This window comes from uncultured Alistipes sp. (assembly GCF_963931675.1).
Lineage (GTDB): Bacteria > Bacteroidota > Bacteroidia > Bacteroidales > Rikenellaceae > Alistipes.
On the sequence record NZ_OZ007039.1, the window covers coordinates 2,345,614 to 2,371,031 of the forward strand.

Here is a 25,418-nt window from a genome sequence, read left to right on the forward strand (position 1 = left end):
TAGTATAAACTATAACTATGAAAAATATTCGATCAATCTTTGTTGCCTTATTTGTTGTTGCTGTTGCTCAGGCGGTTGGGGCGCAAGAGATACTTGATCTAAAAGGAGGCCCCTTGGGTGTGGAACGAGTTGCTAAATTAGCTAATTATTCTGTTTATAGTTCTGTGCCTGTAGATTCTCCTGTAGATACTTGCTGGATTCAAGTTGATTTAGGTCGTTCTTATCCTATTCATCAGGTAAAACTTTATCCGGTGATTTGGGATTGGTGGCTTGACGTATGGCGTCCTCGTTTTCCTTTGCGGTTTAAAATAGAGGCGTCCAATGATGAGACTTTCACTAGATCGCGTATGATTTCTGATCAAACGCGAGATGATTATGAGGTGACTATTGTTGATAAGGTAGACTCCTACACTCCATCAGAACCGATTTCTGGTCGTTATGTACGTATGACCGTTACGAAACTTCCTGAATTCCAGGGAAAATATTCGTTTGATCTGTGGCGTTTTGAAGTGATTTCGGGAGGGCGGAATGTTGCTGAGGGGCGAACGCTTAGCGATTCTGGACGGGGCTACCTGGGTAAACATTCTCTATTACGGGCACCTCGCCCGATGGGAGAACTTGCTGTATTAGATTGCCCTGAAAACGTAACCTCCCCTGATTCGTGGCGTCCCGTTACTCCCAGCCTGCAGGTTCCGCATAAAGGGGTCGAGGTAGGCGGCTTATTTGAGAAAGTGATGGATCGTAATGTCCATTATTTGCTTACTTCGTTTTCTGTTAATGATATGTTACGAGACTTTCGTATCCGAGCGGGCAAGCCAGTTAGTGAAAAAAAAGATCGCGATATTAATGTCGAGTGGCTCAGATGTTTGCCGGGATCTGTTGCGGGGCGTTTTTTGATGGGAGCCGGTAATCATCTTCGCTGGAAAGAGGATGCGGAATTGCGCTTGCGAATGAATCAAGTTGTGGATGGGATAGAGGAGTGTGCAGAGCCAAACGGTTATTTGCTTGGGTTCCCGGAAAATGAGATTCTGGTTTTTGAATATGGAGGTTATTGTCGTTCGTGGGTATCGCAGGGCCTGTTAGAAGCAGCTATTGCGGGGAATCCTAAAGCTTATCCCTTATTGCGAAAATTCTACGACTGGTTCAATACTTGTCCGTATTTGCCTGAATTGGTTCGACGCGGAGCGTTTGGGCGTCAGGGTATCATTCCTAGTACCCGGCTTTATCATTCGCCAGTAGGGAAACCTCTTGACATTCAAGTTGCCCAGCGTTACTATCAGGAGAATTTCTGGATGGATCAATTGATTGATAGAGATGTTGATGCTATTTGGAAAATTCCTTACGACCGACCTCACTGCTATTTGATAGTGACGTTGAATGCTTATATGGATATGTATATGGCTACGGGCGAGGAGCGTTACTTGGAGGCAGTATTGGGCGGTTGGGATATTTATCATGATTATTTTCAGCATACTGGTGGTAGTATCAGCATCTGTGAGAAACATGAATATCCGCCAAAGTCTTACCTGCTTCGGTTGGGGACTGGTGAGCTTTGTGGTAACTCGTTTTGGGCATTTCTCAATCAGCAACTTCACGTTATTTTTCCGGATGAAGAGAAATATGTGAATGAAATCGAGAAGTCCATTTACAATGTAGGGATTGCTAACCAAACCCAAGATGGCAGCATTATTTATCATGCTAAACTTGTTGGTCACAAGAATAAGGGTGAGAATTACAATACCTGTTGTGAAGGGCAGGGAACACGATGGTTCGGAGCTTTGCCAGAGTTTATTTATTCAATTGCCGATGATGGTATTTATGTCAATCTTTTCAATGAATCATCAATCGCATGGAGACAGAGGGACGGTAGCGATATGTCTGTGTCGATGCAGACTTCATTTCCTGAGGATGCAAGTGTAAAACTCATTATATCGCCCGATAGAGGGAAAGCTTATAGCAAGATTAGACTTCGGATTCCTCAGTGGGCAAAAGCTCCTGTGGCGGTAACGGTTAACGGGAAAATAGTTGGTCTGGGCCAACCGGGCAGTTATTTTGCCTTGGAACGGATCTGGAAGAAGGGTGATGAGATTGCATTTACATTGCCTATTGGTTTTTCTCTAACAAAATATAAAGGTACGGAGGAAGGTTTTCAAGGAACAGAGGCTTATGCGTTAGAGTACGGGCCTTTGTTGATGGCAGCTATAGGTCCGGAGATAGATGATGGATTTCTTGATATTCCGGTTTCGTCATCAGAACTCCCATTGAGATTAAAAGCTAAGAGTGATAATCCATTGAGGTTTGAGGTGCAATGTTTTACTACAGGAATAGAATATATTCCTTATTATCAGATTGGAGATGAGGATTTCACTTGTTATCCATTTCTGTCAAAGATGTGATAATTTTCAGATGAGGCTAAAGACAAATCTACTACAAGAGTAGATTTGTCTTTAGCCAATGAACAAGGGAATGTGCCCCGTCCGGTTGGAAAAATCTGCGCACTTACAATCCTACAATACATAAACTGCAAAAACAAAAAGCCCATTGGCAGAATCCAGTATGCGATGACTTAATTCCGCCAACGGGCAGTTTTCAATTTCATACCGCTTTTCTGCGCTCCGCTGTAGTTACCCGCCGCCTTCGGCGTCGTCTATAAATCTGACCCACCCCCAAACCCCCGCCTCGGCGGGGGCTTTATTGCTTGGTCTCGGGATTTACTCCGCTATGCGGCCTTGCATATTGAAAACAATTTTCTACCTTTGTCTCACTATCCGTGGGGTAGTGACATTTTGAGTTTAGTGAAAGTGTTTCGCTGATCCTTGGCAATAAAATTTGGCGATTTTACGAATACAGGGAGAGCAATACAGACACTCATCACCGTGTATAGAAGCCTGTCGTTCGATGGGCGCTATTCGGTGTGGGGTATTGTTTATTTGTATTCGGGCCACGCCAAATGCCTATTGCCAGATAAACGAACGACTCCACACTTTCTTTTTATGATGGATACTGCGCGGAGTCGGCAGTACGCATTCAAAAAGATTTTATCATGTTGACATTGCATGAGGCTATTGCCGTTGTTTTGCGGGAAGGTGCAAAAACGTCCCGCGAACTTGCCGATGAGATCAACCGTCGGGATTTGTATCGGAGAAAGGATGGACGGCCTCTTCCGGCGAATCAAGTGTCGGCCCGGGTCAGAGCTTACGGCTGTCTGTTTGAGAGAAAGGGAAAAATGATCTTCTTGAAGCAGGCTTTATGAACGGGCGGAGCATTATTATGGCCGTTGTCGGCTTGTGGGTGTGTGTCGCTTGCGACAGGTTTGAACCCCGGGAGCATGTTTCTGAAATAGAAGACATCATTCGATATAAAAGTGCCATCGGCTCTTTGTGCGATCATTATTATATTGATACCCGCATATTGGGAAACCTGCTCATGCGTATTGATCAGCAGACTCATTGTGAAACCTACTGGAAACGAATGGAGTATATCCGGTTGTTCAAGATCGAGGAGTATTTCCCGAAAAAATCGGAAGATCAATACCTCTCGATTCTGAATGGACTTATGGACCAATATCGGGATGTCGAAATTCTGTTGGGACCGATCGAGAAGAATTATCGAAATGGGTTGAGTTCCTACTATACCGTTGAAGACCGTATGAGCGGAATGAAATACTATATCGAATATCGGCATTCGATATGGTGGAAATCAGGAACTTTGAACATCGTCTCCAAGAAAGACAAAATCAATGCGATCGTTACGCCATGACAGGATGAGGGCATATTGTGGCGGGTGATGGATATTTTTAATTCGCAAACGCTACGCTTTCGGCCGATTATTCGTACCTTTGTGGGCTATGATCGACCGCGAAACAGTAGACCGCATCTATGCCGCCGCCAATATCGTCGATATTGTCGGCGAGTATGTCACGCTCAAACGCAAGGGCGTGAATTATGTCGCCTGCTGTCCGTTCCACAACGAAAAGACCCCCTCGTTCGTCGTTTCCCCCTCGAAGGGTCTCTACAAGTGCTTCGGATGCGGAAAGGGCGGGAATGCCGTCACCTTCGTCATGGAGCAGGAGTCGGTCAGTTACCCCGAGGCCCTCAAGATGGTGGCCAAACGCTACGGAATCGAGGTCCACGAGGAGGCGATGACCGAAGAGGAGCTGCGCCGCAACGACGACCGCGAGTCGATGTTCGCCCTCAACAGCTGGGCCGCCGACTATTTCGCCAATTACCTCCACCGCGACAGTGAGGGGATTAACGTCGGGCTGGCCTATTTTCGCCAGAAACGGAGCCTGACCGACGCCACGATCAAAAAGTTTGGACTCGGGTTCTGCCCTTCGAAGGGCGACCGGATGTCGAAGGATGCCCTCGCGGCCGGATACAAGCAGGAGTTCCTCCTCTCGACGGGTCTTTCGCTGGCCCGTGAGAGCGACGGTTCGCTCTACGACCGCTTCCGCGACCGTGTGATCTTCCCCGTGCACAACATCTCGGGGCGCATCGTCGCCTTCGGGGGCCGCACCCTGCGCACCGACAAGCAGGTCGCCAAATACCAGAACTCCCCCGAGAGCGAGATCTACAGCAAGAAACGCGAACTCTACGGCCTCTATTTCGCCAAGAAGGCCATCCAGCAGCAGAACTTTGCCATCATGGTCGAGGGCTATCTCGACGTGATCTCCATGCACCAGGCCGGGATCGAGAATGTCGTGGCCTCGTCCGGCACGTCGCTCACCACGGAGCAGATCCGCCTGCTGGGGCGCTTCACGAAGAACATCACCGTGATCTACGACGGCGATGCGGCCGGGATTCACGCCTCGCTGCGCGGCATCGACATGATCCTCAAGGAGGGGATGAATGTCCGCGTGGTGCTGCTGCCCGAACCCGAGGACCCCGATTCGTTCGCCCGCAGCCACTCTGCCGCCGAGGTGCAGGAGTACATCCGCGCCAACGAACAGGATTTCCTCGAATTCAAGGCCCGGCTGCTGTTGAAGGATGCGCAGGGCGATCCGATCAAGAAGGCCGCGCTGATCGGCAACATGGTGCAGTCCATTGCGCAAATCCCCGATCCGATCCAGCGCTCGATCTACATCAAGGAGTGCGCGCGGACCATGGACATCGACGAGCAGATCCTCATCGGGGAAGTGGCCCGCAAGCGCCTCACCTCTTCCGGGGACCGTGAGACGGACGATTTCCTGCGCCGTCAGGCCGCCGTCCGGCAGCGCGAGGTCGATCCGGGCGTGCGACCCGAGGCGGAGTATACCCCGAAAGTCGAGGCCGGGAGCAGTTTCGAAGCCCTGGAGCGCGAGATCGTCAAGTACCTCCTCAAGTACGGGCACAGCTCGTTCGATTTCAAGGAGGGGAACACGATGGTGCCCTGCAATGTCGCCGAGGTGATCTTCAGTGAGTTGTCCGATGACCAGATTGTCTTCCGCAACCCGGTATATGCCAAGATCATGGCCGCCTATCGCGAACAGTGGGAGCAACTGGGTACGGGCGTCGAGGTCCCGGCCCACATCTTCCTGAACAACATCGATCCGGAGGTCTGCACGGCCGCTGTGGATATCCTTACCGCCGACGACAACTACGTGGCCAGCGAGATCTGGAAACGCAAGGAGGTGCACGTCGAGAGTGATGCCGAGATGCTGGCCGTCGGGGTGCCGAAAGCCGTGATGCTCTACAAGTCGAAGGTCATCGAGGCGCTTATCAAGGAGTTGAACGGGCAGTTGGCGAAGGCTGCGGATGAGGAGGAGACCGACCTGATCCGGCGGCTGAACAACTACAACCAGGTGAAGGTGGCCATCGCCCGGAAACTGGACCGACTGATTTTATGAAAAAAGGGGGCGGGGTTCGGGTCGTACACGCATCACTGCGCGTACCGTGTGCAAACAGAAAATAAACAGAAAGATGTGTAAAACATATCGAAGATAAAAGAATTAGTTACCTTGACCGATTCCCACCCCCGCGAATAGAATTCGCAATTTGTATGCCGTTTTTGCCTATATGAACGAACAGAAGAAGATAAATATCCGGAACAAGCGCGCAACGTTCGACTATGAGATTCTCGAAGAGTACGTTGCGGGCATCGTGCTCGTCGGGACCGAGATCAAGTCGATCCGTGCGGGCAAGGTCTCGATGGTGGACTCGTTCTGCTATTTCGACAAGGGTGAACTGTGGATCCGCGGCGTCAACATCGCCGAATACGCCTGGGGAACCTGCAACAACCACGTCCCGCGCCGTGACCGCAAACTCCTGCTGACGTCCCGCGAGCTGGACAAACTCCAGCGTGCGTCGCAGGACCGCGGGCTGACGATCGTCGGGCTGCGGCTCTTCCTGAACGAACGCGGTCTGGTGAAGGTCGTCGTCGGGCTGGCCCGCGGCCGCAAGTCCTACGACAAGCGCGAGTACCTCAAGGAGAACGACGCCCGCCGCGAAATGGACAAGGCGATGAAAAACTTCCGGCGATGATCCGCGCGATCTTTCTCGACGTCGACGGGACGCTCATCAGTTTCCGGACCCACGAGGTCCCGGCTTCGGCCGTGGAGGCCCTGCGCCGGGCCCGGGAGCGCGGCGTAAGGCTCTTTATCGCCACGGGGCGTGCCGTGACCGATCTCGAACTGCTGGAGCCGATCCCTTACGAGGGGGTCGTGGCGCTGAACGGTGCCGAATGCGTCCTGCGCGACGGCCGGGTCGTTGTCCGGCACCCGATTCCGCGGGAGGAGTTCGAACGTGCCCTGGCGCTCTCCGACGAGTGGGATTTCCCCGTCGGGCTGGAGCTCAACGAGGGGATCTTCGTGAACCGTGTGACCCCCGTTGTCGAGGAGCTGGCCCGCATGATCGCCCATCCGGTTCCGGAGGTCGCCGACCTCAGGCGGCTGTTCGATCGCGGCGACTGCTGCCAGATGTGCTTTTATGTCGATCCGCAGCTCGGCGGGCGTATCATGGACCGGCTGCCGTCGCTGACGGCGACCCGCTGGTGTCCGATCTTCTCCGACGTGAACGTCCGCGGCGTGGACAAGGCGACCGGCATGGCGGAGTTTGCCGCTCGCTGCGGATTCGGGATCGAAGAGACGATGGCCTTCGGCGACGGGGGCAATGATGCTCCGATGCTGTGTGCGGCCGGTGTGGGCGTAGCGATGGGCGGGGCGTACGACGAGGCGCTGCAGGCCGCCGACTGGGTGACCGCAACGGTCGACGACGACGGGATCCGCCGGGCTCTGGAGCATTTCGGCGTGATCGAGGGCGCGGGCGTGTCGAAGTAATGCTGGAGCCCTGGAAATGGTAAAACGAAAAACAAAAGGATATGTCATTGATTCTCTGTATTGAAACCGGCACGGATATCTGCTCCGTGGGGATTGCCAGGGATGGCGAGTTGCTGTCGCTGCGCGAGAGCGACGAGGGGCGCGACCACGCCCGCAAGGTCGGGGTTTTCGTCGACGAACTGCTGCGTGAAACCGGCATCGCTCCCGACGATCTGGATGCCGTGGCCGTCGGGAAGGGCCCGGGATCCTATACCGGACTCCGTATCGGCGTTTCGTTCGCCAAGGGGCTCTGCTATGGCTTGCAGAAACCGCTGCTGGCCGTCGGGTCGCTCGACGCGCTGGTCGAGGTGGCCCGCGAGGACTACGAGGCCGGAATCCTCTCCGTGGAGAACTGGGGCGACGCCCTGCTCTGTCCGATGGTCGATGCTCGCCGCATGGAGGTCTACGCCCAGGTGTTCGATGCCGAAGGGGTGGCGCAGAGTGATGTCTCGGCCGAGGTGATTTCGGAGGAGAGTTTCGCCCCCTACCGCAATACGGGGCGTCCGTTCGTGATTTTCGGAAGCGGTGCACGCAAGTGTGCCGACCTGCTGACGGGTGCGACGTTCGTCGAGGTGACCCCCTCGGCCCGCGGCCTGGCTCGGCTGGCGCAACAGGCGCTCGATGAGGGCCGCACGGAGGATATCGCCTATTTCGAGCCCTTCTACCTGAAGGATTTCGTCGTCACGACCTCGAAGAAGAGACTCTTCTGAACCCGGGGGGGGGGAACTCCGGAGCGTATCGGAATGACCGAAGAGGAGTTGATCGGGGCGTTGTCGGATTGCTGGCAGGCGCATTTTGCCGACGAAATGGCCCGGCGGGTGTGTGCCGCGGGGGCCGTCGGGTCGTTGTATCGGCTTGCGGCCGGTCCGGACGACCGGCTCGGGACGCTGCCGAAGCCCGTGCGGCACAAGATCCGTTTCCGGGCGGCCTATGTGCTGGAACGGATCTGCCTGACGTCGTGGACGGCGTTCCTGCCCTTTGCGGAGGATTTCTGCCGCAGGGCCTTTCCCGCCTGTACGGACCCGAGCGCCCGGCGCCATTTCGGAAAGATCATGGTCGAACTACTGCAACGGGTGCATCCCGATCCGGAGGTGCTGGAACGCATTGCCGAAACGGCTGCCGGATGGGCCGTGGAGCCCAGATCGAAGGTGGCCGTCCGGGTCTGGGCCATGGAGGTGCTGAAGGCGTGTCGCGGCCGTGTCGGCTGGGTCGACGAGAGTTGGGAGGATCTGGTGGAGGCCCAGGCGGCCGGAGCTTCGCCCGGAATCGGGAGCCGTCTGCGGCGGAGCTGGCGGTAGCCTTCGTATGGTTGTTGCCGGGCCCGTTTGGCCATGTCGGGTCTCCGGTCGGAACAAATCAAATTCCCGTCCTTTCGCAGGGCGGGAATTTTTTTGCAGGCTGCGGCCGGGGCGGGCTGCTCCCCGTCGCCGTCCGGAATGAAGGTCAGGACCAGCGTGTCGCACGGTCTTCGAACCGTCCATCCGCGCCCCGCTCCATGCGGATGAGTTGCGGGGTGAGGACCGTAAACCGCGCATTCGGGGCCGTAACCATCGCTTCGGGATCGGCCTTGGGGCTCACGGCCGCGGCCGCGAGTGCGAAGACCAGGGCTTGCCAGATAAAGCGAGAGCCGTTTATGGGTGAAAAGCGGGTATTAAGCAGTTTCCCCTGATTCCGGGTTTCTGCGGCCGTCGGGTTGCGGCGCGGTGCCGTCCCCGTTTGCGGCGGGCTCTTCCGTGGACGCTTTTGCGGGTATTTTTGCAAAGACCTCCGCCGGTTCCTCAGTCGGCTCCTCGTCGGCATCGCGGCCTGCGAGTTCGAGCGTGCGGGGAGTGTGCTGCCGCTTGGTCTGCAGCCGGGCCGTGCGGCGCAGCCGTTCGCCCACGCGGATGATGTTGTCGTTGCCCGTGCAAAGCCGTTTGTAGGCGTCGTCGTAGGCGTCGCGGGCCTTGCCGAGCGCCGTGCCGACCCCTTCGAGCGAGGCGGTGAAGGCCACCAGCTGTTCGTAGAGCTTCAGACCGCAGGCGGCGATTTCCCGCGTATTCTTGTCCTGATCGTTGTATTTCCAGAGATCCGCCACGAGTTTCAGCAACGCAAAGAGGTTCGTCGGCGACGAGACGATCACCTTCCGCTCATAGGCGTCGGACCAGATCTTCGGGTCGCTCTGCAGCGCCGCCAGGAAGGCCGGTTCGTTCGGGACGAACATGATGACGAAATCGGGCGAATTCAGCCGCCGCTGGTACTCCTTGCGGCCGAGTTCGACGACGTGCTGCCGCACCGAAGCGACGTGTGCCGCCAGGTGGCGTCGGCGCTCCTCCTCGCTTTCGGCCGCCGTGTAGTTGACGAAGGCCGTGAGCGAGACCTTCGAGTCGATGACGATATCCTTCTTCTCGGGGAGGTGCAGCACCACGTCGGGCCGCAGGTTGCGGCCCTCCTCGTCCTTGATGTTGTACTGCGTCTCGTAGTGGATCCCCTTCGAGAGCGACGAACTGTCGAGGATCGTCTCCAGCAGCATTTCGCCCCAGTCGCCCTGCACCTTCGAGTTGCCCTTCAGGGCGTCGGTCAGGTTCCGGGCATCGGCCGAGATGTGCTGGTTGAGCTCCATGAGGCGCTTGAGCTCGTTTTTCAGTTCGCCGCGCTGTTCGTTCTCGTGGGAGTAGATGCGCTCGACCCGCTCGCGGAACTCCGTGATGTTTTCGCGGAAAGGCTTCAGCAGGAGGTCCAGCGACTCCTTGTTCGTCTGCTTGAACGCCCGCGACTGCTCGCCGAGGATCTCCGTGGCGAGGTTTTTGAATTCCAGGCGAAAACGCTCCTCCAACTTTTCGCGTGCGGCACGCTCGGCCTCGCGTTCTTCGGCGTTTTTCGCACGCAGCGAGGCGATTTCCGAATCGGTCGAGGCCTGCAGGGCCGCCAGTTCGGTCCGTGTGCGGAGGTGCGCTTCGCGCAGGTCGTGCAGCTCGCGTTCGGCCGTATCGCGCCCCTGGCGGGTCTCCGCAAGGAGGGTTTCCGTGGCGGAGAGTTTCTGTCTGAGATCGCTCCGGGCGGCCTCGGCCTCCTCTTTGTCTCGGCGCAGGCGGGCCCTTTCCCGGCGCAGGGCGACGATCGTAATCCCCGAAACCGCACAGAGACAGGCCAGTAGGAGGAGAATGAGAAGCATGACGGTATTCATGTCTACAAAGATAGGTTCTTTTGCGGAAAATTTCGTATATTTGTTCAAATAATCAAAAAATCGATCCTCATGCAACGGACAGTAGCCCCATCGATGCTTTCGGCCGATTTCGGCCATCTGGAACGCGATACGCGGATGATCGACCGCAGTGCCGCCGAATGGGTCCATATCGACGTCATGGACGGGGTGTTCGTCCCGAATATTTCGTTCGGATTCCCCGTGATAAAGCCCATCCGGAAGGCGACGTCGAAGTTCCTCGACGTGCATCTGATGATCGTCGAGCCCGAGAAGTATGTCGCGCGGTTCGTCGAGGCCGGGGCCGATCTGGTGACCTTCCACCTCGAAGCCACCGCAGACCCCGCGGGGTGCATCGCCCGCATCCGCGAAGCCGGGGCGAAGGTCGGCGTCTCGATCAAACCCGCCACGCCGGTCGAGGCGTTGCGCGAGTGGCTGCCGGCGGTCGATCTGGTGTTGGTGATGAGTGTCGAGCCGGGGTTCGGCGGGCAGTCCTTCATTCCGGGGTCGCTCGACAGGATCCGCGAACTGCGGGCCCTGGCTACGGAACTCGGGTTGGCGACGATCATCGAGGTCGACGGCGGCATTTCGGCGGCCAATGCCCGGGAGGTGTTCGATGCCGGGGCAGAAGTGCTCGTGGCCGGGAGCGCCGTCTTCAAGGCTCCGGATCCCGAGGCCGAGATCCGGCGCATCCTCGAAGCGTAAGTCCCGGGCGGGCCATGTCGTAAAAGCGTCCGGAAAGGGGCGGAAAACGGGGAAATGCGGCTGCCTGTGGTGCCGGTATCGGGGAAATCACCCCGAAAAGAGGCGGACGGAGCGTTCCGATGTCGGAAATATCCTGTAAAAACGTTACCTTTGCGGAGGTTCCCGAGGCCGCGGCGTGCGACTCCGGATTTTAGTGTACATATATGATTTCTCTTGACAATCTGACCGTCAGTTACGGGGGCTGGACCCTCTTCGACAATATCTCGTTTCTGATCAACCCGAAGGACCGCATCGGCCTGGTCGGCAAGAACGGCGCGGGGAAAACCACGCTGCTGCGCATCATCACCGGCGAGCAGCAGCCCACGTCGGGCGCCGTGACGATCAACGGCGAGTGCACGATCGGCTACCTTCCGCAGACGATGCGCGTGGCCGACACCACGACGCTCGTCGACGAGACCGCCAAGGCCTTCGACGAGGTCCTGCGCCTCGAAGCCGAGATCACCGACCTTACGCGCGAAATCGCCGAACGAACCGACTACGAATCGGCCGCCTACGAGCAGTTGCTGCACCGCCTGAACGATGCCCAGGACCGTTACCACATCCTCGGCGGCGAGACCCGCGATGCCGACATCGAGAAGACGTTGCTCGGACTGGGATTCAAGCGAGAGGATTTCGGACGTGCCACGAGCGAGTTCTCCGGAGGCTGGCGGATGCGGATCGAACTGGCGAAACTGCTCCTGCGGCGCCCTTCGATCTTTCTGCTGGACGAGCCCACGAACCACCTCGACATCGAGTCGATCCAGTGGCTCGAAGAGTACCTTAAAAACTACAACGGCGCCGTGCTGCTGATCTCCCACGACCGGGCGTTCCTCGACAACGTCACGAACCGCACGGTCGAACTATCGCTGGGCAAGATTACCGACTACAAGGTGCCCTATTCGAAATACGTCGTCCTGCGCGCCGAACGCCGTGCGCAGCAGCTGGCCGCCTACGAAAACCAGCAGCGGATGATCGAGAAGACCGAGGAGTTTATCGAGAAGTTCCGCTACAAGCCCACGAAGTCGAACCAGGTGCAGTCGCGCATCAAGCAGTTGGAGCGTCTCGAACGTCTCGAAGTCGAGGAGGAGGACCTTGCCACGCTGAACATTAAGTTCCCGCCCGCGCCGCGTTCGGGACAGATCGTCGCCGAGATCAACGAGGCAGGGATGTCGTTCGGAGCGAAGCACGTCTTCAGCGGTGCGAATTTCGTCATCGAAAAGGGCGACCGGATCGCCCTCGTCGGGCGCAACGGCGAGGGCAAGACCACGCTGGCGAGGATGCTCGTCGGGCAGTTGACCCCGACGGAGGGCTCGATCCGCATCGGCGCTAACGTCAATATCGGCTACTATGCCCAGAACCAGGACGATTTGATGGACGGCGAGTTCACGGTCTACGACACGCTGGACCGTGTGGCCGTGGGCGACATCCGCACGCGGCTGCGCGACATCCTCGGGGCCTTCCTCTTCCGCGGCGAGGACATCGACAAGAAGGTCAAGGTCCTCTCGGGCGGCGAACGGGCGCGGCTGGCCATGGCCCGCATGATGCTCGAACCCCGCAACCTGCTGGTCCTGGACGAGCCCACGAACCACATGGACATGCGCTCGAAGGACATTCTCAAAAACGCCATTCTGAAGTATGACGGCACGGTGGTCGTCGTTTCGCACGACCGCGAGTTTCTTGACGGCATGGTTGAGAAGGTCTACGAATTCCGCGACGGAGGCGTCAAGGAGTACCTCGGAGGGATCTACTACTTCCTCGAGAAGCGCAAGTTGGAGTCGCTGCAGGAGATCGAGCGCCGCGATGCCCCGGCCAGGTCGGCCTCGAAGACGGCCCCGAAAACCGGTTCGGGGGCTGGAGCGAAGGGGGCGAACGGCGCCGGAGGAGCCAACGCCGCGGAGGGGAAATCCGCAACCCTCTCCGGGAAGGCCTCCTACGAGCAGAAGAAGGAGCAGGAGAAGTTGCTGCGCAAGCTGCGCAAGGCGGTGGAGAGCGTGGAGGCGGAACTGGCCGGACTGGAGAAGCAGATCGCCGAATACGATGCGAAGTTCGCCGCCGCAACCGACTACAACGAGGCCGACTACACGGCCTACAACGATCTGAAGACCCGCTATGACCATCAGATGCACGAGTGGGAGAAGGCCTCCTACGAACTGGAAATAACCGAAGAACAATACAATGGATAACCTGATTTTCGGGATTCGTCCCGTGGCCGAGGCCATCGAAGCCGGTCGGCAGCTCGAAAAACTCTATATCCGCAAGGGGGCCGAGGGCCCGTTGATGCAGGAGTTCCGCGACCTCTGCATCCGTCACCGCATCCGCTGGCAGGAGGTGCCCGTCGAGAAGTTGAACCGCCTCGTGCGCGGCAACCACCAGGGCGTTGTGGCGCAGACCGCCGCCATCGAGTACGTCGAACTGACGGATATTCTCGAACGGGTTCCCGAGGATGAAACTCCGCTGGTGGTCCTCTTCGACGGCGTGACCGACGTCCGCAATTTCGGGGCTATCGCCCGCTCGGCCGAGTGTGCCGGGGCTCACGGGCTCGTCACGCCGCTCAAGAATTCGGCCCCGGTGAATGCCGAGGCGATCCGTTCGTCGGCCGGGGCTCTCACGACGATCCCCGTCTGCCGCGTGGGCTCGATCCGCAACACCCTCAAGCAGTTGCAGGCCGAGGGCTTCCAGGTGGTCGCCGCCACCGAGAAGAGCCGCAAACTGCTTTACGACGCCGATTTCCGCCGCCCGACGGTCCTCGTCATGGGCGCCGAGGATACCGGCATCTCGAAAGAGGTCCTGAAACTCTGCGACGAGCAGCTGGCCATCCCGATGATCGGCCACATCGAGTCGCTCAACGTTTCGGCCGCCGCGGCCGTGATGCTCTTCGAGGTCGTGCGTCAGCGCATCGGTGAGTAGACGTCCTGCGGACGGCAGCTTCCGTTTTGTCCCTCCTTCAAACAATCCTGAGCCATGAAACTGAATCTCCGAGAACGTCTTGCCGAGTTCCGTGCAAGCTTTCTGAATGTCCTGCGCCGTCATCCGTTGGAACTGCTGCTCCTGCTGGCCCTGACCGTGACGCTGATCGTCTGTCTGGAAATCGACGAGGAGCCCAACGGTCCACGGATGCTGATACTGGGGTGGGGCGCTCTGTTGCTGCTCATTGTCAACCGGCTGGCCGGGCGCAGCGTTTGGCGCCGCATCTACTGGGTGGCCTGGGCTCCCCTGGTGCCGCTCTTCCTCTGGCCGGGACTGCCCGAATGGGTCGAATCCGCGCAGGCCGTCATCACCTTCACGATCCTCACGCCGCTGGCGCTGCTGGCCTGCCGGAGGGCTGTGGCCAATGACCGTTTCGTGGCCGATGCCCTCGTTTATCTGCGTTCGGGCGTGCTGGCCATGCTCTTCGCCTACGTTGCCTACGGGCTCTTCGAGGCGATCCTCTGGTCGGCGGCCTACATCTTCGGGTTCAGCGACGCCCGCTGGGTCGCGCACCTCTCCGCCGACCTCTTCTTCGTGACTCAGTTCCTCGCCGTGCCGACCCTCTTCATGATGATGCTCGACCGCTGGGACGAGGCCCGCTTCGGGTCGTCGCGCGTCCTCGAAGTGCTGCTGAACTGGGTCGTCACGCCCGCCGTGGCCATCTACGCCGCTATCCTCTACCTCTATCTGCTGAAAATCCTCTTTACGTGGACGCTGCCCGAGGGCGGCGTGGCCTATCTCGTCTTCGGATTCACGATCGCAGCGCTCCTGGTCAAGGCCCTGCGGCTGCCCCTCGAAAAACGGACCCTCGACTGGTTCTATGACCGGTTCAGCCTTGTGGCGCTGCCCCTCGTGGCGCTGTTCTGGGTTGGCGTCGCCCGCCGCGTCGGCGAGTACGGCCTGACCGTTTCGCGCATCTACCTGCTGGTTTGCGGCGGGCTGATGACGCTCTGCATCCTGCTCTTCCTCTCGCGCCGGGCCGGACGTTACTTGTGGGTCGTGCTGGCCGCGATCGTCGCCTTCGCCGCCGTGAGCTACATCCCCGCCCTGGAACCCGAACGCGCCGCCCTGCGCTCGCAGACCCGCCGCGTCGAGCGGATCGCCGAACGCCTCGGGCGTCTCGACGCGTCGACGGGACGGCTCTCGCTCGCCCCCGCCTCGCTGGCCGACACGGTGCATCGGAAGGAGTACCGCGAATTGTACGAAGCCCTGGAGTATGTCGAGCGCGACAGCGCCGCGTTTGCCCGCTTCGGAGTGGAAGAGTCGAACGATCTGGTGAAGATCCTCCCCGCGGCGATGCATGACTATGTGCGCTGGGGTTGGGAGTCGGCCGTCGGGGAGGTGGAGGTGGTCGAGGCGAATCCCTCCTTCGAGGTCTATTTGCCTCAAAACGCCGGGTTTGAGGTCGATGGCAGTTACTCGCGCTGTTATGTCAATCTGACCGTATGGAATCCGGAAAGCTATTCCTTCGGGAACGATACGTTGCGTTTCCATCTCGGCGAGGAGCGTCCCGTGCTTGAAATCACGGGTGCGGAGGTGCTGAAAAAACAGCTCGAACAGAGCGGTTTTGATCTCTCGACGGGCCTGGAACCGTCCCGTGAACAGGCGTTGCGCCTGCTGGACTACCGCGACGATCGCTGCTGCATCCTCTTCGATCATCTCTCGGTCGAACGGCGTGACTCGGTTGACGTAATTACCTCGCTGACGGTGCATTCCCTGTGGCTGCGATGATCGGTTGGGGCCGGAAGAGCGGGGCGGCAGGACGCTCCGGACGGGTTGAAATGACCGAGGCGATCGACCATCCGCGTCTGGGAGAGGTGACCCTCGCGCATTCGCCCCGGGCCCGGCGCATCTCGATCCGCGTGCGGGCGACGGGAGCCGTGCGGCTCGCGTACCCCTTCGGGGTGTCGCGGCAGCGGGCGCTGGCGTTCCTCGACGAGAAGGCCGACTGGATCCTCGCTGCACAGGAACGTCTCGCCCGCCGTCGCGCCGCCCTGCCGCCGCAACTCCCGCCCGCGGAGCGCAAAGCCCGCATCGAGGAGCTGCGCCGGGCCGCCAGGGAGGACCTCCCGGAGCGCATCGCCCGGCTCTCGGCCGCCACCGGCCTGCGCTACGAAAAACTCTCGATCCGCGCCTCGCGCACGAAGTGGGGAAGTTGCTCGGGGCAGAACCACATCTCGCTGAGTCTCTTTCTGATGACGCTGCCCGAGCACCTGCGCGATTTCGTCATCCTCCACGAACTCTGCCACACGGTCCACCACAACCATTCGCCGCGTTTCCACGCCCTGCTGGACCGTCTGACCGGCGGGCGTGAAAAAGCCCTCAACCGGGAGTTGAGGGCCTGTTCGATTCAGGGGTAATCCCCACCCGGCAAGGGCGGGACTCAGCGTCCGTCGTGGAGCTCCTTCTCCTTGCGGTAGGTGAAGCCCATGAAGACGATCGCCAGCACGCAGGCCCCGATCAGCAGCACGAACGTCCAGTCCCAGCCCGCCTTCTCGGCCACCGTTCCCAGGACGATATTGGCGAGGATCGCCGTTCCGAGGAAGTAGCCGAAGAAGCCCGTCAGTCCGGCAGCCGTTCCGGCAGCATTCTTCGGGGCGAGGTCCAGCGCCTGCACGCCGATCATCATCACCGGCCCGTAGATGAAGAACCCGATGGCGATCAGCGAAAGGGTCACGATGATGTAGTTCGAGGAGAATTGCCAGTAGAGGAAGATGAAGACCGCCACGATGGCCATGAAGAGGATCGTCGGCAGCGCCCGGCGGCCGTGGAAGAAGCGGTCGCTCATCCAGCCGCAGATCAGCGTCCCGGGAATGGCCGCGAATTCATAGGCGAAATAGGCCCAGCCGGCCTGTTTGATGTCGTAGCCCTGGGCGTCGCGCAGGTAGCTCGGGGCCCAGTCGAGGCATCCGTAGCGCACCATGTAGACGAAGGCGTTGGCGATGGCGATGAACCACAGCAACTTGTTGTTCAGTACGTACTTGAAGAAGATCTCCCGCGAGGTGAGCACCTCCTCCTGTTTGGCGCTGTAGTTTTTCGGGTAATCGTTGCGCCACTTCTCCACGGAGGGCAGGCTGCACGACTGCGGGGTGTCGCGGATCAGCACGTAGGCCACCAGCGCGATGAAGATCGACACGACGGCCGGGAAGAGGTACGTTCCGATGAGGAAGTAGTATTCGGAATGGGAGCCGTAGAACCACGATCCGAACCACAGGGCGCCGTAGACGGCCATGGGACCCACAAGAGCCCCGCCGACGTTGTGGGCGCAGTTCCAGATCGACATCTTCGTGCCGCGTTCGTTCTGCGAGAACCAGTGCGTCATGACCCGCCCGCACGGGGGCCAGCCCATGCCGTTGAACCATCCCACCAGGAAGTTCAGGACCGCCATGAGGACGATGGCCAGCTCCTTGTGTTCGGGGCCGAGCAGCCGTACCGGGACGATCATGAACATCATCGACAGCGCGGCCAGCACCAGTCCCAAGGGCAGGAAAACCCGGGCGTTGCTGCGGTCCGAGACGCTTCCCATGAGGAATTTCGAAAGGGCGTAGGCCACGGCATTCATCGACAGGACGATGCTCAGTTCGCTCTTGTCGAAGCCCAAGGGGCCCAGTTCCGGAATGGCCATCGAGAAGTTCTTGCGCACGAGGTAATAACCGGCATAGCCGATGAAGATGCCGATGAAGACCTGCAGGCGCATCCATTTGTATTTCGAATCGACCTGCTCGGCAGCGATTTCCGGCTTATAGGCCGGGGGTTGGAGTAGTTTCCACATGGTTGTAGGTTTCGGTTTGCGGCCCGGTGCAGGCATCGGGTCGGGATGTTATTTCGATTCGCAACAAAAGTACGAATGTTTTTCGCTATTTCAAAATGTCGTGTCTTTTATTTTGAAATGAGAGTCGCTTTTCCCGCTTCCGGAAAGAAGGGAAAAATATCCGGACAGCGTATGTTTTTCCGAATAAATTTTGTAACTTGGGCTCTTGGAATAGGAAATATCTGTACACCGCATCATGAATAAAATCACCGAAGAACCCCTTTTGAGCCTTCCGGAACGTCATAGTCGGATTTTGACGCTTTTGCAGCAAAACGGTTCCATTTCCGTGACGCAACTCTCCGAACTCTTCCGCGTTTCGGAGGTGACCATCCGCAAGGACCTTTCCTACCTCGAACAGCAGAAGAAACTCTACCGCACGCACGGCAGCGCCATCCTGATCAGCCCCTACATCAGCGACCGCCACGTCAACGAGAAGGAGAAACGGAACGTTGCCGAGAAACGGGCCATCGGGGCCGCCGCCGCCGCACTGATCGCCCGGGACGATTCGATCATCATCGCTTCGGGGACCACCATGGCCTTCCTGGCCCGCGAAATCCGGCCCCAGGGCCATCTGACCGTCATTACGGCCTCGGTCCCCGTGACGCAGATCCTCTCGCAGAGTCCCGATATGGATGTCATTCAGTTGGGCGGAATCACGCGCAGCAGTTCAGTATCGGTCGTGGGACCCTTCGCCGAATCGATGCTGCGCAACTTCAATTGCAGCAAACTCTTTATCGGCGTGGACGGTATCGACCTCGAATTCGGCCTGACGACCACCAACATGCTCGAAGCCTCGCTCAACGTCGCGATGATCGAGGCGGCGCAGAAGGTCGTGGTGCTGGCCGACAGTTCGAAGTTCGGGCGCCGGGGTTTCAGCAAGATCTGCGACCTGGAATCCGTCGACCGGATCATCACCGACAGCGCCGCACAGCCGCTCTATCTGGAGCGCCTGCGCGAACGCGGCATCGAGGTGACGGTCGTGGACGTCTGAACCGGGACGATCCGACATGAAAACGGGCGGCTATCACACAGCCGCCCGTTTTTTATGGAAGAGGGGGTTCGCCCGGCGTTATTGTTCCAACAGCGCCTGCAGCCGCTCGGGGTAGTCGGTCGTGATGTAATCCACGCCCAGGTCGATGAAGTATTTCATCTCCTCCTCCGAATCCACGGTCCAGACGTTGACCTCCAGCCCCAGGTCGTGGGCCTGTTTCACCCATTGGGGATGTTCCTGCAGGGTCTTCACCGAGTAGTCGATCCCCGCCAGCCCCAGTTTCTTGATGCTTTTGGGCGGCAGGTCACCGTTCAGGTAGTAGATCTTCGTCTCGGGGAGCAGCTTCTTGAAGGCCAGGCAGGCATTGATCGAGAAGGCGATGATGTCGGTGCGCTCCAGCACGCCGTGCTTGCGCAGCGCCCGGGCGATCTTCTCCGCGGCGAGGTCTTCGCGGTTGAGGTCCGAGAGCGACTTCATTTCGAGGATCAGCCGCGTGGCGGGTTTCGAGGCCACCAGTTCGAGGTAGGCATCCAGCGAGGGGATGTTCTCCGTCCCGTTGGGGAGCACGATCTGCATGATCTCCCGGGCCGTGGCCTTTTCCATGTCGATGTCGGTGCCCTTGTAGACGCGGTCGTGGTTGACGATCAGCCGGTCGTCGGCCGTGAGCCAGACGTCGATCTCCGAACCGTAGACGCCGACCGAATCGGCCTTGGCGAACGACGACAGCGAATTCTGGGCCGAACCCGGGGCGGTCCAGTAACCGCGGTGGGCGATGACTTTGGGTTGGGCGGCGGCGACTCCTCCGGCGAAGAGCAGGGCGGCCATGACGAGTTGTGTTTTCATATCCTGCGAATGTTTTGGTTGATCCTTGTGAAACGAAACCGCTACAAAGGTAACGAATATTTCCGGAATTACAACCCGAAAGGCCGGTCGGTCGGCACTTTTCATCGACCTGTCATTTCCCCCCCCCGCCGTCGCCCCGGATTCGGGCCTTGGAATCGCGGAATAAAACCATTTTGGCATGAATTGAAACAAAAATAATCCGCCGTTGCGGATTTTTTCCTATCTTCGTACCAATCAAATTACTAAAACCACAAACAAAATAAGAACCATGAACATGAAGGAAAAAGTCAGCAAGAAGTTCCAGGAACTCTATGGTGAAGGCGCCATTCTTTTCGCATCGCCCGGTCGGATCAACCTCATCGGCGAGCATACCGACTATAATGGCGGTTTCGTCTTCCCGGGAGCTGTCGACAAGGGCATCGTCGCCGCGATCCGCCTCAACGGAACCGACAAGGTCCGCGCCTATGCCTACGACCTGGGCGAATCGTCGGAGTTCGGACTCCGTGAGGAGGACAAACCCGCCGAAAGCTGGGCCTGCTACATCTTCGGGGTTTGCCGCGAGGTGCAGAAACGCGGCGGGGTGATCGGCGGTTTCGATACCGTTTTCGCCGGAGACGTGCCCCTGGGTGCGGGCATGTCGTCGTCGGCAGCCCTGGAATCGACCTTCGCCTTTGCGCTGAACGACCTCTACAACTGCGGGATCGACAAGTTCGAACTGGCCCGCATCGGTCAGTCCACCGAGCACAACTACTGCGGCGTAAACTGCGGCATCATGGACCAGTTCGCTTCGGTATTCGGCAAGAAGGGGTGTCTGATGCGTCTGGACTGCCGTTCGATGGAGTACGTCTACTTCCCGTTCGATCCCAAGGGCTACAAGCTCGTCCTGCTCGACTCGCGCGTGAAGCACGAACTCGTCGGCTCGCCCTACAACGACCGCCGCGCCTCCTGCGAGCGGGTTGCCAAGGCCCTCGGGCAGGAGTTCCTGCGCGGTGCCACGATGGAGCAGCTCGATGCCATCAAGGGGCAGATCTCCGAGGAGGATTACAAGCGCGCCCGCTATGTGATCGGTGAGGAACGCCGTGTGCTCGACGTTTGCGATGCCCTCGAAAAGGGCGATTACGAGACCGTCGGCAAGCGCATGTACGAGACCCACTGGGGCATGTCGAAGGATTACGAAGTGTCGTGCGAGGAGCTGGACTTCCTGGCCGAAGTGGCCGAGGAGTGCGGCGTGACGGGTTCGCGCATCATGGGCGGCGGCTTCGGCGGCTGCACGATCAACCTCGTGAAGGATGAGCTCTACGACCATTTCATCGTAACGGCCAAGGAGAAGTTCAATGCCAAATACGGCCACGAGCCCCAGGTTTACGACGTGGTGATCTCCGACGGTTCGCGCCGGCTGGAGTAGGGCACTCTTGTCAGATGGAAAATCCCGGACTGCAACTGCGGTCCGGGATTCCTGTTTTCTGGGTAAAAGAACTGTGAATTGTTGTTTTCCCGAAATCAGTAAAACCGTCACAATCCTCCGTGGAATTGTTACGCCCTTTCGCGTCATATACTGCTACTTTTGCACAAAAGAAGAAGTATATGCATGCAAATAAAACAATGGACAGACGGGATTTCATCAAAAGCGGGCTTCTTGCCGCAGCCGTAGGAGCGGTGAGCGGTCCGAAAGCCATCGCGCAGGAAGCCGAAAGGCTGGCGGCAAGGGAACAGTTGTCGGAAGACATTCTCAATTACAATCCGCAGATGCAGTACCGCCCGATGGGGCGTACGGGAGTGAACGTGTCGGCATTGGGATTCGGGATGCTGCGGCTGCCGATGAAGAACGGGCACGTGGATTTCGACCAGACTACCCCTATGGTACACCGTGCCATCGAGGGCGGCGTGAACTACATCGACACGGGGCGTGTCTATCTCGGCGGGGAGAGTGAGCAGGCGGTAGGCAAGGCCCTTGCCGGAGGCTGGCGCGATAGGGTATATGTCACCTCCAAGATGCCGTGGTGGGAGATGCGGTCGGCGGACGACTTCGAGAAGTTCTTCGACCAGTCGCGGCGTGCGATTGATACGGATGTGATTGATTTCTACCACATCCACATGATCATGCACCGCGCGTGGAAGGACTATGTGCTGCCCTACAAGCTCATTGAGAAGATGGAGCGGCTGAAGGCGCAGGGCAAGATCCGCTTCATGGGCTTCTCCTTCCACGACAACCTGCAACTGTTCAAGAAAGTCGTAGAATACACGCCCGCATGGGACTTCTGCCTGATCCAGCACAATTATTTGGATTACGAATACGAGGCTGGCGTGCTCGGTCCAAAGTATGCCGCCGCCAACGGGATGGGGCTGGCAGTGATGAAGCCCGTCCGTACGGGATTCCTCGCCAACCTGCCGCAAGTGATGCGCGATGCACTTGCCTCTACGGGCATCCACAAACCCGATGCGGAGTGGGCGTTGGATTATCTGTGGGACATTCCTGAAGTAAGCGTTGCCGTCAGCGGCATGGGCAGTATGGCGGACGTGGAGGAGAACCTGAAGTATGCCGTCAAAGCCCGCCCCAACATGCTTACCCCTGCCGAGCGCGAGGCATTGGGGGCGGCCATCTACGCCTACCGCCACGCTCTGGGACATATCGACTGCACGGGCTGCTACCAGTGCATCCCCTGTCCGCACAATGTCGCCATTGGTTACATCTTCGCCTACGTCTATAACAACTACATCCTGCACCGGAACAAGGAGCGGGCGATGGCGGACTACACCGTCTCGATGTCGCCTGTCCAGCGGGGCGACCCGGCATCCTCGTGCGTCGCTTGCGGCGAGTGCCTGGCGAAGTGCCCGCAGCATCTGGACATTCCCGCTCTGCTGGCGAGGGTGAAGGAGACGATGGGGAAATAATCCTTGCCCCGCTCCCCGATTTCCCTTACCTTCGCAACCATCAGCTATGCGGTGCGTGAAAACCGCTTGGGTGGCCGGCCGACGGACGTTCATCGGGCTGTTCGACCCTTCGGTGCGTCCATATGTGGAGACCAATGAACTTGGCTTTGTCATCCCTGCCGACCGTTTCGCCGAAATGAGCCAAACCATGCGACAATGCTGTCTGTTTGGCACTCAGGCATGGAGCAAGGTGCGGCAAAGAATATTAAATCCGTAATCTCTGGCAGTATTCTGAAGGAGTAACGCCCTCCTGCTTCTTGAACATCCGGCTGAAATGCTGGGAATATTCGAAGCCGAGGCGGTCCGATACCTGGGAAACGCTTTCTCCTGCCGCAAGGCCGTTCTTGGCAAGCTGGATCACGAACTGGCGGATGTGGCTGCTTGCCGTGTCGCCGGTGGTCTTCTTGATGACATCGCCGAAATAGTTGGCGGACATGCAGAGCTTGTCGGCGCAATACTGCACGGTGGGCAGGCCGAGGGCCAGTTGAAGCTTGTCCTCGAAATAGTCGCGGAGCAGGCGGTCGAAGCGGACGAGGATGTCGGAGTTCTCGATCTTTCGGGTGACGAACTGGCGGTTGTAGAAGCGTTGGCAGAAGTTGAGCGTCAATTCGATGTAGCCCACAAGGATGGCGTTCTGAAGTTCGTCCGGATGCTTTCCCAGTTCCTCACGAATCTGGCGCATCAGGGAGGCAAGGACGTCGTGCTCCTCGTCGGTCATGTGGAGGGCTTCGTTGATGCGGTAATCGAAGAAGGAGTATTCCTTGATACGTCTCTCTAATGGGAAACCGTGCAGCAGGTCGGGATGGAACAGGAGTGCCCAGCCCGTCAGCATCACCCGTTCGCCGTTGTCCTCCTTGCCGCCTACCTGCCCGGGAGCCACGCAGATGACCGTACCTTTCTTGTAATCATACTTGCCGCAGCCGTATGCCAGGTCTATCTCCGCCTCATCGTGGAAGAAGATGCCGTACACGCCGTAATCGTTCAGGCTATGGCGCACAGGCGACACCTCGGCATAGTCGATGACGCTGACCAACGGGTGCTGATCCTTTGCGCCCAGGTAGCGACCGTAGTCATTGACGTTCCTTACTTTCAATATCTTGCTCATCTTGTCTCCTGTTAAACCGATACAAAGATAAAGCATTTCACGGACAAAGGTTTACGCAGGCTGCAATTTCAGTGAAAATGGTACGCTTTCCCCACTTATGGTTATAGCGTTCCTCCTTGTTACGGTGTAATTTTGCATCAGATAAAGACAGACAATACAATGAAACGGAAAACAGAATTGTCCGAAGAATTGTGCGCGGACGAGGCGGTGTGCTTCATCGCAGACCGCCACCACGTCACACCGCGACAACTCTTGCGCTATTTCCTTTACGGGGAAATTTCTACTGATGCCGTAGCATCGGTTAAGGTATTCACACCTTTGGAGCCAAACGAAATAGAAATACTCAAAGGGCTGACTGAAACACGCAGGGGTTAAACAAAAAAATTATGGAACGGCGCGAATTTTTGAAGAAGTCTGCACTGGCAGCCTTGGGCACGGCAGTAGCCGGCACGGGATCGGTGCAGGCTTTCAACCACATGAACGATAACGAATCAAAGACAGGCAAGTTGTATTGACGGGCACTCCCTGTAAGGGACTTACCGGCCGACGGGCAAGCCCGAAGGAGAATTAACCCGATAACCGGAAATGCGATTGTCGGCCGTGGAGAAACAGGCCAATGGCCATAAAATTACTCCGGCACATAGATTATCTCGCCGTTCTCGAGTTCGTAAGCCACGCCGACCTTGCGGCCGCGCTTGCCGTTCTGCGAATCCTGATCCTCCGAGGGCGTGTAGCGGTTGATCTTTTCGCCCTCTTTTGTAATGATCTCCATGTTCTCCTTGCCCGGGTTCTTCACCACCGTGAAATCCTCCCGGCTGAACACCTCGGTCATGTTGTAACGGCTCACCAAAGCCACCATCAGCGCCACGGCAAAGACCATCGCCACGTCGAACAGGTTACTCACGACGCTCATCGGGTCGCTCTCCTCGTCGTGTTTCAGTAAATTGCGTCTCATCGCTTCCCGGTTTGGGCATTCAACAACTCCGCTACGAACTCCAGGTTGGACAGATCCTTCAGGTACCAGCGTTGCTTGACCTGCTGGGTGATGAAGCCGATGGCCGCGGCGAACAGCCCCACGACGGTTGTGGCAAAGGCCACCTGCATGTTGTAGGCCATCGAGGCGATGTCGCCCGTCGAGAGCCCCACCAACGCCGGGCCCATCGGGATGAGCGTACCCATCAGCCCGAGCATGGGGCCCATCTTCGAGAGCGTCTTTGAGGTGGCGAGGTCGCGGTCGGCTTCGATCTCGAAATCGGCAAGCAGCCGTTGGCGGAGAGGGGCATTGTCGCGGGCCTCAAGCAGGCGGTTCAGGTAGACCACGAGCAGCGACGGATTCTTTTTGGGAAGACGCTCGGCAAGCGTGGTGACCGTCTGCGGAGTGAGCCCATCCAGTTCGCGCCCGATGAGCGAGGCCGTACGGCGGATGGCAAGATACTGTCCGAAGAAGCTGCCGATCAGCAGCAGCGAGCGCCCGAAGAAAAAGATCAGCAGGACGATGTCCGGAACGAGCAGACCGGTCGAGATCCAATAGAGAATGTCGGAAATGTAATTCAT

The 25,418-nt window shown here is 58.3% G+C and carries 24 protein-coding genes; 17 read left to right on the forward strand and 7 right to left on the reverse strand.

The features are described 5' to 3' along the window. Positions 1 to 17: 17 nt before the first annotated feature. The 8 genes from ABGT65_RS09870 to ABGT65_RS09905 all read left to right on the forward strand — a co-directional run bounded on the left by ABGT65_RS09870 (position 18) and on the right by ABGT65_RS09905 (position 8,589). Positions 18 to 2,396: a beta-L-arabinofuranosidase domain-containing protein gene (locus tag ABGT65_RS09870; RefSeq protein ID WP_346701778.1), complete on the forward strand. Its 2,379-nt coding sequence runs from the start codon at positions 18 to 20 to the stop codon at positions 2,394 to 2,396. 647 nt (positions 2,397 to 3,043) lie between these two features. Continuing rightward, positions 3,044 to 3,253 carry a hypothetical protein gene (locus tag ABGT65_RS09875; RefSeq protein WP_346701780.1) on the forward strand — a complete coding sequence of 70 codons (210 nt, stop codon included), beginning with the start codon at positions 3,044 to 3,046 and terminating at the stop codon, positions 3,251 to 3,253. 173 nt (positions 3,254 to 3,426) lie between these two features. After that, entirely contained in the window at positions 3,427 to 3,759 is a 333-nt protein-coding gene (locus ABGT65_RS09880; RefSeq protein WP_346701782.1) for a hypothetical protein, read from the forward strand. 88 nt (positions 3,760 to 3,847) lie between these two features. Further along, positions 3,848 to 5,824 carry a DNA primase gene (gene dnaG, locus ABGT65_RS09885; protein WP_346701784.1) on the forward strand — a complete coding sequence of 659 codons (1,977 nt, stop codon included), beginning with the start codon at positions 3,848 to 3,850 and terminating at the stop codon, positions 5,822 to 5,824. A 169-nt stretch (positions 5,825 to 5,993) separates the two neighbouring features. Then, on the forward strand, positions 5,994 to 6,458 hold the full coding sequence (gene smpB / locus ABGT65_RS09890; protein ID WP_346701785.1) for an SsrA-binding protein SmpB: 465 nt from the start codon (positions 5,994 to 5,996) through the stop codon (positions 6,456 to 6,458). Then, the gene (locus ABGT65_RS09895) at positions 6,455 to 7,252 is read left to right on the forward strand and encodes a Cof-type HAD-IIB family hydrolase (protein ID WP_346701787.1); all 798 of its coding nucleotides are present in this window, start codon (positions 6,455 to 6,457) and stop codon (positions 7,250 to 7,252) included. Before smpB ends, ABGT65_RS09895 begins: the two co-directional genes overlap by 4 nt. A gap of 41 nt (positions 7,253 to 7,293) precedes the next feature. Beyond that, entirely contained in the window at positions 7,294 to 8,001 is a 708-nt protein-coding gene (gene tsaB / locus ABGT65_RS09900; protein ID WP_346701789.1) for a tRNA (adenosine(37)-N6)-threonylcarbamoyltransferase complex dimerization subunit type 1 TsaB, read from the forward strand. 33 nt (positions 8,002 to 8,034) lie between these two features. Then, complete coding sequence (locus ABGT65_RS09905; RefSeq protein WP_346701791.1) at positions 8,035 to 8,589, forward strand: hypothetical protein; 555 nt, start codon at positions 8,035 to 8,037, stop codon at positions 8,587 to 8,589. Between the two features lie 145 nt (positions 8,590 to 8,734). Here the strand turns inward: ABGT65_RS09905 and ABGT65_RS09910 are convergent, their stop codons facing one another. Next, the gene (locus ABGT65_RS09910) at positions 8,735 to 8,869 is read right to left on the reverse strand and encodes a hypothetical protein (RefSeq protein ID WP_346701792.1); all 135 of its coding nucleotides are present in this window, start codon (positions 8,867 to 8,869) and stop codon (positions 8,735 to 8,737) included. 73 nt (positions 8,870 to 8,942) lie between these two features. Next, a complete protein-coding gene (gene rmuC, locus ABGT65_RS09915) occupies positions 8,943 to 10,445 on the reverse strand; it encodes a DNA recombination protein RmuC (protein WP_346701794.1) in 1,503 nt (500 codons plus the stop codon). An 81-nt stretch (positions 10,446 to 10,526) separates the two neighbouring features. Here rmuC and rpe point away from each other — a divergent pair, with 81 nt between their 5' ends. From rpe to ABGT65_RS09940, 5 genes are all read left to right on the forward strand, one after another. Further along, complete coding sequence (gene rpe / locus ABGT65_RS09920) at positions 10,527 to 11,177, forward strand: ribulose-phosphate 3-epimerase (RefSeq protein WP_346701796.1); 651 nt, start codon at positions 10,527 to 10,529, stop codon at positions 11,175 to 11,177. 203 nt (positions 11,178 to 11,380) lie between these two features. Continuing rightward, the gene (gene abc-f, locus ABGT65_RS09925; RefSeq protein WP_346701798.1) at positions 11,381 to 13,399 is read left to right on the forward strand and encodes a ribosomal protection-like ABC-F family protein; all 2,019 of its coding nucleotides are present in this window, start codon (positions 11,381 to 11,383) and stop codon (positions 13,397 to 13,399) included. Then, complete coding sequence (rlmB, locus tag ABGT65_RS09930) at positions 13,392 to 14,123, forward strand: 23S rRNA (guanosine(2251)-2'-O)-methyltransferase RlmB (RefSeq protein ID WP_346701800.1); 732 nt, start codon at positions 13,392 to 13,394, stop codon at positions 14,121 to 14,123. Before abc-f ends, rlmB begins: the two co-directional genes overlap by 8 nt. 54 nt (positions 14,124 to 14,177) lie before the next feature. Beyond that, positions 14,178 to 15,914: a DUF4153 domain-containing protein gene (locus ABGT65_RS09935; protein ID WP_346701802.1), complete on the forward strand. Its 1,737-nt coding sequence runs from the start codon at positions 14,178 to 14,180 to the stop codon at positions 15,912 to 15,914. A 50-nt stretch (positions 15,915 to 15,964) separates the two neighbouring features. Then, positions 15,965 to 16,543 carry a SprT family zinc-dependent metalloprotease gene (locus tag ABGT65_RS09940; protein WP_346703081.1) on the forward strand — a complete coding sequence of 193 codons (579 nt, stop codon included), beginning with the start codon at positions 15,965 to 15,967 and terminating at the stop codon, positions 16,541 to 16,543. Positions 16,544 to 16,566: 23 nt separating this feature from the next. Here the strand turns inward: ABGT65_RS09940 and pgtP are convergent, their stop codons facing one another. After that, positions 16,567 to 17,955: a phosphoglycerate transporter protein PgtP gene (gene pgtP / locus ABGT65_RS09945; protein WP_346701803.1), complete on the reverse strand. Its 1,389-nt coding sequence runs from the start codon at positions 17,953 to 17,955 to the stop codon at positions 16,567 to 16,569. A 235-nt stretch (positions 17,956 to 18,190) separates the two neighbouring features. Here pgtP and ABGT65_RS09950 point away from each other — a divergent pair, with 235 nt between their 5' ends. Then, positions 18,191 to 18,985 (forward strand): DeoR/GlpR family DNA-binding transcription regulator, encoded by a 795-nt coding sequence (locus tag ABGT65_RS09950; RefSeq protein ID WP_346701804.1) that lies wholly within the window; start codon positions 18,191 to 18,193, stop codon positions 18,983 to 18,985. Positions 18,986 to 19,063: 78 nt separating this feature from the next. Here the strand turns inward: ABGT65_RS09950 and ABGT65_RS09955 are convergent, their stop codons facing one another. Continuing rightward, entirely contained in the window at positions 19,064 to 19,828 is a 765-nt protein-coding gene (locus ABGT65_RS09955; RefSeq protein WP_346701806.1) for a glycerophosphodiester phosphodiesterase family protein, read from the reverse strand. Between the two features lie 274 nt (positions 19,829 to 20,102). Between ABGT65_RS09955 and galK the strand changes: the two genes are divergently transcribed. Then, positions 20,103 to 21,233, forward strand: coding sequence for a galactokinase (gene galK / locus ABGT65_RS09960; RefSeq protein WP_346703082.1), 1,131 nt, complete (start codon positions 20,103 to 20,105; stop codon positions 21,231 to 21,233). A gap of 197 nt (positions 21,234 to 21,430) precedes the next feature. After that, on the forward strand, positions 21,431 to 22,720 hold the full coding sequence (locus tag ABGT65_RS09965; protein WP_346701807.1) for an aldo/keto reductase: 1,290 nt from the start codon (positions 21,431 to 21,433) through the stop codon (positions 22,718 to 22,720). Positions 22,721 to 22,964: 244 nt separating this feature from the next. On the opposite strand, the gene ABGT65_RS09970 is transcribed toward ABGT65_RS09965, so the two are convergent. Beyond that, positions 22,965 to 23,864, reverse strand: a complete 900-nt coding sequence (locus ABGT65_RS09970) for a helix-turn-helix domain-containing protein (protein ID WP_346701809.1) — start codon at positions 23,862 to 23,864, stop codon at positions 22,965 to 22,967. Positions 23,865 to 24,250: 386 nt separating this feature from the next. Between ABGT65_RS09970 and ABGT65_RS09975 the strand changes: the two genes are divergently transcribed. Next, positions 24,251 to 24,379, forward strand: a complete 129-nt coding sequence (locus ABGT65_RS09975) for a twin-arginine translocation signal domain-containing protein (protein WP_346701810.1) — start codon at positions 24,251 to 24,253, stop codon at positions 24,377 to 24,379. Between the two features lie 113 nt (positions 24,380 to 24,492). Here the strand turns inward: ABGT65_RS09975 and ABGT65_RS09980 are convergent, their stop codons facing one another. Next, positions 24,493 to 24,819 carry a DUF2149 domain-containing protein gene (locus tag ABGT65_RS09980; protein ID WP_346701812.1) on the reverse strand — a complete coding sequence of 109 codons (327 nt, stop codon included), beginning with the start codon at positions 24,817 to 24,819 and terminating at the stop codon, positions 24,493 to 24,495. After that, positions 24,816 to 25,418 carry a MotA/TolQ/ExbB proton channel family protein gene (locus tag ABGT65_RS09985; protein WP_087263235.1) on the reverse strand — a complete coding sequence of 201 codons (603 nt, stop codon included), beginning with the start codon at positions 25,416 to 25,418 and terminating at the stop codon, positions 24,816 to 24,818. The genes ABGT65_RS09980 and ABGT65_RS09985 overlap by 4 nt, the downstream gene beginning before the upstream one ends.

What these genes read in the sequence shown, in the direction of transcription:
- ABGT65_RS09870 (WP_346701778.1), top strand. Translation starts at nt 18, where the DNA reads ATGAAAAATATTCGATCAATCTTTGTTGCCTTATTTGTTGTTGCTGTT.
- ABGT65_RS09875 (WP_346701780.1), top strand. Translation starts at nt 3,044, where the DNA reads ATGTTGACATTGCATGAGGCTATTGCCGTTGTTTTGCGGGAAGGTGCA.
- ABGT65_RS09880 (WP_346701782.1), top strand. Translation starts at nt 3,427, where the DNA reads ATGCGTATTGATCAGCAGACTCATTGTGAAACCTACTGGAAACGAATG.
- dnaG (WP_346701784.1), top strand. Translation starts at nt 3,848, where the DNA reads ATGATCGACCGCGAAACAGTAGACCGCATCTATGCCGCCGCCAATATC.
- smpB (WP_346701785.1), top strand. Translation starts at nt 5,994, where the DNA reads ATGAACGAACAGAAGAAGATAAATATCCGGAACAAGCGCGCAACGTTC.
- ABGT65_RS09895 (WP_346701787.1), top strand. Translation starts at nt 6,455, where the DNA reads ATGATCCGCGCGATCTTTCTCGACGTCGACGGGACGCTCATCAGTTTC.
- tsaB (WP_346701789.1), top strand. Translation starts at nt 7,294, where the DNA reads ATGTCATTGATTCTCTGTATTGAAACCGGCACGGATATCTGCTCCGTG.
- ABGT65_RS09905 (WP_346701791.1), top strand. Translation starts at nt 8,035, where the DNA reads ATGACCGAAGAGGAGTTGATCGGGGCGTTGTCGGATTGCTGGCAGGCG.
- rmuC (WP_346701794.1), bottom strand. Translation starts at nt 10,445, where the DNA reads ATGCTTCTCATTCTCCTCCTACTGGCCTGTCTCTGTGCGGTTTCGGGG.
- rpe (WP_346701796.1), top strand. Translation starts at nt 10,527, where the DNA reads ATGCAACGGACAGTAGCCCCATCGATGCTTTCGGCCGATTTCGGCCAT.
- abc-f (WP_346701798.1), top strand. Translation starts at nt 11,381, where the DNA reads ATGATTTCTCTTGACAATCTGACCGTCAGTTACGGGGGCTGGACCCTC.
- rlmB (WP_346701800.1), top strand. Translation starts at nt 13,392, where the DNA reads ATGGATAACCTGATTTTCGGGATTCGTCCCGTGGCCGAGGCCATCGAA.
- ABGT65_RS09935 (WP_346701802.1), top strand. Translation starts at nt 14,178, where the DNA reads ATGAAACTGAATCTCCGAGAACGTCTTGCCGAGTTCCGTGCAAGCTTT.
- ABGT65_RS09940 (WP_346703081.1), top strand. Translation starts at nt 15,965, where the DNA reads ATGACCGAGGCGATCGACCATCCGCGTCTGGGAGAGGTGACCCTCGCG.
- pgtP (WP_346701803.1), bottom strand. Translation starts at nt 17,955, where the DNA reads ATGTGGAAACTACTCCAACCCCCGGCCTATAAGCCGGAAATCGCTGCC.
- ABGT65_RS09950 (WP_346701804.1), top strand. Translation starts at nt 18,191, where the DNA reads ATGAATAAAATCACCGAAGAACCCCTTTTGAGCCTTCCGGAACGTCAT.
- ABGT65_RS09955 (WP_346701806.1), bottom strand. Translation starts at nt 19,828, where the DNA reads ATGAAAACACAACTCGTCATGGCCGCCCTGCTCTTCGCCGGAGGAGTC.
- galK (WP_346703082.1), top strand. Translation starts at nt 20,103, where the DNA reads ATGAAGGAAAAAGTCAGCAAGAAGTTCCAGGAACTCTATGGTGAAGGC.
- ABGT65_RS09965 (WP_346701807.1), top strand. Translation starts at nt 21,431, where the DNA reads ATGGACAGACGGGATTTCATCAAAAGCGGGCTTCTTGCCGCAGCCGTA.
- ABGT65_RS09970 (WP_346701809.1), bottom strand. Translation starts at nt 23,864, where the DNA reads ATGAGCAAGATATTGAAAGTAAGGAACGTCAATGACTACGGTCGCTAC.
- ABGT65_RS09975 (WP_346701810.1), top strand. Translation starts at nt 24,251, where the DNA reads ATGGAACGGCGCGAATTTTTGAAGAAGTCTGCACTGGCAGCCTTGGGC.
- ABGT65_RS09980 (WP_346701812.1), bottom strand. Translation starts at nt 24,819, where the DNA reads ATGAGACGCAATTTACTGAAACACGACGAGGAGAGCGACCCGATGAGC.
- ABGT65_RS09985 (WP_087263235.1), bottom strand. Translation starts at nt 25,418, where the DNA reads ATGAATTACATTTCCGACATTCTCTATTGGATCTCGACCGGTCTGCTC.